This is a genomic window from Pseudomonas sp. NBRC 111133 (genome assembly GCF_001320605.1).
Classification (GTDB): domain Bacteria; phylum Pseudomonadota; class Gammaproteobacteria; order Pseudomonadales; family Pseudomonadaceae; genus Aquipseudomonas; species Aquipseudomonas monteilii.
In genome coordinates this window covers 1-5,209 of sequence record NZ_BCBJ01000089.1, presented here as the reverse complement: position 1 = coordinate 5,209, position 5,209 = coordinate 1, and the positions used below count along the sequence as shown (strand labels likewise).

Annotated in this window: 6 protein-coding genes; all 6 read right to left on the bottom strand. The window is 63.0% G+C overall.

Translation table 11 applies throughout. From position 1 onward, the window contains the following. A partial coding sequence (locus APH36_RS21390; protein WP_374754802.1) for an acyloxyacyl hydrolase occupies window positions 1-282 on the bottom strand: 282 nt, incomplete at its 3' end. 92 nt (window positions 283-374) lie between these two features. Next, window positions 375-1,172 carry a glutamate racemase gene (gene murI / locus APH36_RS21385; RefSeq protein ID WP_060500129.1) on the bottom strand — a complete coding sequence of 266 codons (798 nt, stop codon included), beginning with the start codon at window positions 1,170-1,172 and terminating at the stop codon, window positions 375-377. Beyond that, entirely contained in the window at window positions 1,165-1,920 is a 756-nt protein-coding gene (locus APH36_RS21380; protein ID WP_060500128.1) for a molybdopterin-synthase adenylyltransferase MoeB, read from the bottom strand. Before APH36_RS21380 ends, murI begins: the two co-directional genes overlap by 8 nt. Then, the gene (prmC, locus tag APH36_RS21375; RefSeq protein ID WP_019099809.1) at window positions 1,914-2,744 is read right to left on the bottom strand and encodes a peptide chain release factor N(5)-glutamine methyltransferase; all 831 of its coding nucleotides are present in this window, start codon (window positions 2,742-2,744) and stop codon (window positions 1,914-1,916) included. The genes APH36_RS21380 and prmC overlap by 7 nt, the downstream gene beginning before the upstream one ends. Then, window positions 2,744-3,826: a peptide chain release factor 1 gene (gene prfA, locus APH36_RS21370; protein ID WP_016713307.1), complete on the bottom strand. Its 1,083-nt coding sequence runs from the start codon at window positions 3,824-3,826 to the stop codon at window positions 2,744-2,746. The genes prmC and prfA overlap by 1 nt, the downstream gene beginning before the upstream one ends. Further along, window positions 3,823-5,100 (bottom strand): glutamyl-tRNA reductase, encoded by a 1,278-nt coding sequence (gene hemA, locus APH36_RS21365; RefSeq protein WP_060500127.1) that lies wholly within the window; start codon window positions 5,098-5,100, stop codon window positions 3,823-3,825. The genes prfA and hemA overlap by 4 nt, the downstream gene beginning before the upstream one ends. Between the last annotated feature and the right edge of the window lie 109 nt (window positions 5,101-5,209).

Here is a 5,209-nt window from a genome sequence, read left to right as displayed (position 1 = left end):
TTCATAAACGAACACTGGCGCAAAAGACAAGCTATGGTTGCTCGCCGTCTTGTCGCCATCCCAATAGGTATAGGCCCCATCCCAGTAGCCAGTCAGGCGGCCAACGCTGGTTTGCCACCAGCTTGCGTCCCAGTTCGATTGCAGCCCCAACCGGTAGACCATGGTCGAATCACCGGTCTGCCCTACTGAAAACGAAACGTCGGCAGCTTGCGCCGACAGTGCTTGCCCCAGGGTGAAGACGGCAGCCGCCGCCAAGCCGAGCAGTTTCTTCATGAGAAACATCCTTCATTGCTGTTATTAGTGTCCGCCTCATGTCAGGCAAAGCGGTAGAAAGCGACAGTGGCACGATAGTTCAGCTATTTTTCACGTTTTTTTTACAACGCAAAGCTTTGCACATCGTCGGACTTATGCCACAGCACAGGTAGGATATTTCTGAGGAGTTGAGGGTCAGCGCTGGTCCAGAAGCGGGTATCGCGGGCCGGCCCTTCGGCCAGCAGGTCTGCCGCCCCCAGCAACCGTTGCAGTTGACGCGCCACGGCGGCACCTGTGTCGATGACCGCCACGTCCGCCGGCACCAAGTCTGCCAGCAATGGGCGCAGGAACGGATAATGGGTGCACCCAAGAATCAGCGTATCGCAGCCCGCGGCCAGCAGCGGCTGGATATAGCCACGCAGCATCTGGCGCAATGCCGGGCTTGTCAGGTCGCCAGCCTCTATCAGTTCAACCAACCCAGGGCAAGGTTGGGTAATAACCTGCACATCGTTGGCAAAGCGGTCGAGCAAGGCGGCGAACTTGGCACTCTGCAAGGTTCCCGTGGTGGCCAGCACACCGACCACCCCTGAGCGAGTAGCGGCCGCTGCCGGTTTCACGGCCGGTTCCATGCCCACCAGCGGCCAGGACCGATACAATTCTCGCAAGTCGGCCACCGCCGCCACTGTAGCGGTGTTACAGGCCAGCACCATGGCCTTGGCACCTTGCTCGTGGAAGAACCCGGCGATACGCCGGCAGCGGTCACGGATGTAGTCCGGCGATTTTTCGCCATAGGGCACATGGCCGCAATCAGCCACATACAGCAACGTCTCGTTGGGCAGCAGGCGCTGGATCTCGGCAAGCACGGTCATGCCGCCGACCCCCGAGTCCATCACGCCAATCGGCGCCGAACGGTTAGCCATCGCGCTTGCCACAAACCGAACAGGCCGGATCACGCTTGACGCGCAACTCACGGATGCGGGTGCCAAGGGCATCGATCAACAACAGGCGGCCCACCAGCGGCTCACCGAACCCAGCCAGCAGCTTCATCGCTTCCAGCGCCTGCAAACTGCCCACCAGCCCCACCAGAGGGCCGATCACACCGGCTTCGCTGCACGTCAGCTCGGCTTCGCTGCCATGCCCGTACAGGCAGTGGTAGCAAGGGCTGTAGTCACGTCGTGGGTCGAACACCGACAACTGCCCTTCCAGGCGGATCGCCGCGCCGCTGACCAGTGGCTTGCCAGCCGCGACACACGCGGCGTTTACCGCCTCGCGGGTACCGAAGTTGTCGGAGCAATCCAGTACCAGGTCGACCGCCGCCACGGCGGCAGCGAGCGAGTCCTCGTCCAGTGCCTGGCGGTGGGCAACCAGGCTGATTTCCGGGTTGATCGCCTCCAGGCGCTGCAAGGCCGAGTCGACCTTGCTCATGCCCACGCTAGCGCTGTCGTGGATGACCTGGCGTTGCAGGTTGGTGAGGTCGACGGTGTCGAAGTCGGCCAGGTGCAGTTCTCCGACCCCAGCGGCGGCCAAGTACAACGCAACCGGTGAGCCCAGGCCACCGAGCCCGACGATCAGCGCCTTGCTCTGCTTGAGCCGCAACTGGCCATCAATGTCGATCTGGGCCAGCAGTACCTGCCGGCTGTAACGCAACAGTTCTTCATCACTCAGCATGGCAGGCGCCCCAGGGTAATGCGTTCATGGCCGCCCAGGTCCGTGCGGCTGGCAACCTCGATAAAACCGTGTTCCGCCAGCAAGGCGCGTACCGCTGCTGCCTGATCGTAGCCATGCTCCAGCAACAACCAGCCCCCGGGCAACAGGTGCGCAGGGGCCTGGGCAGCAATCACGCGCAGGTCGTCCAGGCCATCGACGCCAGCGACCAGCGCACTGCTGGGCTCGAAGCGCACGTCACCGGCCACCAGGTGCGGGTCTGCAGCTGCGATGTAAGGCGGGTTACTGACAATCAGGTCAAAACGCTCGCCGACCAGGCTGTCGAACCAGTGGCTTACCCGCACCTGGGCATTAGCCAGGCCCAGGCGCTGGCGGTTGCGCTCAGCCAGTGCAGCGGCCTCTTCCACCCGGTCAACCGCAGTCACCTGCCAGGCCGGGCGATCGCTGGCCAAGGCCAGGGCAATCGCGCCCGTACCGGTGCCCAGGTCCAGCACCTTGGCTGGCGAGGCGGGTTGCAGTTCGAGGGCCGTTTCGACCAACAGCTCGGTGTCTGGCCTGGGGATCAGGGTATGCGGCGCCACTTCCAGGTCGATCGTCCAGAAGCCCTGCTGCCCGAGGATATAAGCGACCGGCTCGCCGCCACGGCGTCGCTGCAGGTAACCCGCGTAAGTCTCGGCATCTTCGCTACTGACGATACGCTCGGGCCAGGTGTGCAGGTAACTGCGTGACTTGCCAATGGCAGCCGCCAGCAGCAGTTCGGCATCCAGCCGTTCGGTAGGCGATTCGGGCAACTGCGCGTTGCGCAGCAGGCTGGCGATGATGGTCATCAGTCCCCCAGGGCGGCCAGTTGATCGGCCTGGTATTCGGCCAGCAGCGGTTCGATCACCGCCTCCACGCCACCACTGAGGATGTCGTCCAGCGAGTACAGGGTCAGGTTGATACGGTGGTCGGTCACCCGGCCCTGTGGATAGTTGTACGTGCGAATGCGCTCGGAGCGGTCGCCAGAGCCCACCAGCAGCTTGCGTTCGCTGGCGATGGCATTCTGTGCTGCGCTGGTCTGCATGTCGTTGAGCTTGGCCGACAGCCAGGACATGGCGCGAGCCCGGTTCTTGTGCTGCGAACGCTCTTCCTGGCATTCGACCACGATGCCGGTAGGCAAGTGGGTGATGCGGATGGCCGAGTCAGTCTTGTTCACGTGCTGACCACCGGCACCGGATGCACGGTAGGTGTCCACGCGCAGGTCGGCCGGGTTGATTTCGATGGCGGCCTGTTCGTCCGGCTCGGGCAGCACCGCCACCGTGCATGCGGAAGTGTGCACACGGCCCTGGGATTCGGTCTCAGGTACGCGCTGGACGCGGTGAGCACCCGACTCGAATTTGAGCTTGCCGTAAACGTTTTCACCCTCGACACGGGCGATGATTTCCTTGTAGCCGCCGTGCTCGCCTTCGTTCTCGGACAGAATCTCCAGGCGCCAGCCACGCTTTTCAGCGTAGCGCGAGTACATGCGGAACAAGTCGCCAGAGAAGATCGCCGCCTCGTCGCCACCGGTGCCGGCGCGGATTTCGAGGAACACGTTGCGACCGTCGTTAGGGTCTTTAGGCAGCAGCATGCGTTGCAGCTGCGCCTCCAGCGTCAACAGTTGCTCTTTGGCTTCACGCACCTCTTCCACGGCCATTTCGCGCAGGTCCGGGTCACTGTCCTTGAGCAGCGCCTGGGCGCCTTCGAGGTCGTCCTGCACTTTGCGCCACTCTTTATAAGCAGCGTAGACCGGCTCGACCTCGGCGTACTCACGGGAATACGCGCGAAAGCGTGTCTGGTCGGAAATGACCTCGGCGTCACCGAGCAGGGCGGTGAGTTCTTCGAAGCGGTCCTGGAGGATTTCCAGTTTGTTCAGCAGCGACGCTTTCATTGCGGGGATTTGTCCGTGGAGCCCTCGTTGAGGGCAAAGAGTTCCTGGGCCATGGCCAGCGCATCGAGGCGGCCCTCGGCCGAGAGCTTTTTCAACTGCACGCTGGGCGCATGCAAGAGTTTGTTGGTCAGGCCCCGGGCCAGTTGGGCCAGCACGTCTTCGGGGTTGCCGCCGTTAGCAAGCAGGCGCTGGGCTTTTTGCAGTTCTTCGTCGCGCAGGCGTTCGCTTTGCTGGCGATAGGCCTTGAGCACATCCACCGCAGCCAGTTCACGCAGGCGCAGCATGAAGTCTTCGGCGCCCACCGACACCAGCTCTTCGGCAGCCTGGGCAGCGCCCTGGCGGCTCTTGAGGTTTTCCGCCACCACGTCGTGCAGGTCATCGACAGTGTACAGGTAGACATCGTCCAGTTCGCCGACTTCAGGTTCGATGTCACGCGGTACGGCAATGTCGACCATGAAAATCGGCTTGTGCCGGCGCTGCTTGAGCGCACTCTCGACCGCGCCTTTGCCCAGGATCGGCAACTGGCTGGCAGTGGAGCTGATGACGATGTCGCTGTTGGCCAGCTCCTGGGGGATGTCGGCCAGCAGCACGGCATGCGCACCGAACTGCTCGGCCAGCGTGCTGGCGCGCTCCAGGGTGCGGTTGGCCACGACGATACGACGTACGCCCTGCTCGTGCAGGTGGCGGGCGACCAGGGTGATGGTTTCGCCAGCACCGATCAGCAAGGCCTGGCTGCGACCCAGGTCGGCGAAGATCTGTTTAGCCAGGCTGACCGCGGCAAACGCCACCGAAACCGGGTTTTCGCCGATTGCGGTGTCGGTACGCACCTGCTTGGCGGCGCTGAAGGTGGCCTGGAACAAGCGCCCGAGCAACGGGCCGACGGTACCTGCTTCACGCGCCACGGCGTAGGCCGACTTCATCTGGCCGAGAATCTGCGGCTCGCCGAGCACCAGCGAGTCCAGGCCCGATGCCACGCGCATCATATGCTTCACGGCATCGTGCTCTTCGTGCACGTAGGCGCTGGCGCGCAGTTCGTCGAGGCTGAGGCGGTGATAGTCGGCCAGCCAGTGCAACACGGCGTCGGCGGACAGGTGGTCCTGCTCTATATAGAGCTCGCTGCGGTTGCAGGTCGACAGGATCGCCGCTTCGCGGCTGGATGTCAGTCGGCAGAGCTGCTGCAGGGCGTCTACCAGCTGCTCTGGGGTAAACGCCACGCGCTCGCGTACGTCTACCGAGGCAGTCTTATGGTTGATACCAAGTGCAAGAAAGGCCATGCAAGATCGCTGGTTGTGACGGGAAGCCGATAATTGTCCTCTTTCGCAGGTTTTTGGACAACCACCGTTCGCTAAGTGTTCGCCGATGCAACTGTTGTGATGCGGGCAT